2 protein-coding genes are annotated in these 1,933 nt (G+C 74.0%); one reads left to right on the top strand and one right to left on the bottom strand.

Annotation, left to right across the window (positions count from 1 at the left end; translation table 11 throughout):
* Positions 1-131: 131 nt before the first annotated feature.
* Positions 132-1,067, bottom strand: a complete 936-nt coding sequence (locus AB0H87_RS41395; protein WP_360159221.1) for an MBL fold metallo-hydrolase — start codon at positions 1,065-1,067, stop codon at positions 132-134.
* Positions 1,068-1,159: 92 nt separating this feature from the next.
* Here AB0H87_RS41395 and AB0H87_RS41400 point away from each other — a divergent pair, with 92 nt between their 5' ends.
* Positions 1,160-1,819: a biliverdin-producing heme oxygenase gene (locus tag AB0H87_RS41400; protein ID WP_360159224.1), complete on the top strand. Its 660-nt coding sequence runs from the start codon at positions 1,160-1,162 to the stop codon at positions 1,817-1,819.
* Positions 1,820-1,933 lie beyond the last annotated feature (114 nt).

Here is a 1,933-nt window from a genome sequence, read left to right on the forward strand (position 1 = left end):
CCCGTGTCGCCCCACTGCACGGCGAGCCCGCCGTCGGCGGTCGACATGTTCTGGAACCGCCCGGGTCAGGGCCGGGTCGAGCAGCAGGTCGCGCACCTCGGCGAGGGCGGTGGTCAGGTCTTCGGGCATACCTACATTGTCCGCGTCTCGCCGACCGCCAGCCGCCACAGGTCGCCGGGGTCACGCCCGGCGGCCAGCCAGGCGGCGCTCAGGCGCTCCGGCGGCTCCAGCGGAGGCTCGGTGCTGAGCTGGAAGGTGCCCCAGTGCATCGGGACGACCCGGCGGACGCCCAGGTCGGTCGCCGCCTCGACCGCCTCTTCCGGGCTCATGTGCTGGTCGCGCATGAACCAGCGCGGCTCGTACGTGCCGACGGGCAGCAGGGCCAGGTCGAGCCGCGGCATCCGGGCGGCGATCTCGGCGAACCGGTGGCCGTAGCCGGTGTCCCCGGCGAAGTAGACGGCCGGACCGCCGTCGGCGCCCAGCACCCAGCCGCCCCAGAGGGTCCGGTTGGTGTCGAAGAGGCGGCGCCGGCTCCAGTGGTGCGCCGGCACGAACGTGAAGGTCACCGGGCCGATCCGGCGCGACTGCCACCAGTCCCGCTCGGTGACGTCGGTGAAACCGCGGCGCCGGAACCACCGGGCCAGGCCCGCGGGCACCAGCATCGGCGTGGACCGCGGCAGCTGGCGGACGGTCGGCGCGTCGAGGTGGTCGTAGTGGTTGTGCGAGATCACCACGGCGTCGATCCGCGGCAGCCCCGCCCAGGCCACGCCCGGTGGGGTGAACCGGGGGATCAGGGGCGGGATCCGCGTGGACCAGACCGGGTCGGTGAGGATCGTGAGTCCGCCGGTGCGCACCACGAAGCTCGCGTGCCCGACCCAGGTCACGTCGGTGGCCGCCGGGCCGGCCGGCGGGAGCGCGGTCCGCTGCGGTCCGGCGATCACCGCGCGGGCCTGCCTGCCCGCGGCGGCGCCGGGGCGCTTCTCGCGCATCATCCGCGCGACCTCGCCGGCGCTCCGCAGCGGGGCGGTCAGCCGGTCGGCGAACGACGGCGGGCGCGGATCGATCACCTACCCACCGTCCGCGCGACAGCACTGGACCGTCAACTTAGGGTCGCCTAAGCTCAGGTCCACTCACGGCCGGGTGGGGGAAGGACGTGCACATGGTCGACGTAGCCGAGACGGAGCTGGGCCTGGCGGCCCGGGTCCGCAGCCTCACCCGCGCCGACCACGAGGCGGCCGAGACCACCACGTTCGTGACGGACCTGATGGCAGGGCGGCTGGACATTGCCGCTTACGCGCGCCTGGCGAGCCAGCACCATTTCATCTACGAGACGCTGGAGCGGGCGGCCGAGGCGCTGCGCACGGACCCGGTGGCCGGCGAGTTCGTCGGCTTCGGCCTGGACCGGCTTCCGGCACTGCGTGCGGACCTGCTGCATCTGCTGGGCCCCCGCTGGCGCACGGAGATCACGCCGCTGCCCGCCACCCGGGCCTACCTGACGCGCCTGCGCGCGGTGGCGTTCACGGACGCGCCGTCCTTCGTCGCACACCACTACACGCGGTACCTGGGCGACCTGTCCGGCGGCCAGATGGTCAAACGCGCGCTCCGCCGCGAGTACGGCGTAACCGCCGAAGCCACGCGCTTCTACGAGTTTCCCGGCGTAGCGGCCGGCGCGGTCAAGCGCCGCTACCGCGAGCTGCTCGACGGGGCGCCGTGGTCGCCGCCGGAGCAGGACCGCTTCATCGACGAGGTGAGGCGGGCGTTCACCCACAACCGCGCGGTCTTCGAGGACCTGTCCTCCGCGACAGCCACCGCCGCGTAACGCGGCGGCCCTCGGCGCAAAGAGCGAGGACGTACGCACCGTGTCCGCCGACGCCTCGACCTCGGGCTCCGCGGTGGGTTCCGGCTCGGAGGCGCCTTCCGCCTCGGTCTCCTC

The organism is Asanoa sp. NPDC050611 (assembly GCF_040654855.1).
Classification (GTDB): domain Bacteria; phylum Actinomycetota; class Actinomycetes; order Mycobacteriales; family Micromonosporaceae; genus Asanoa.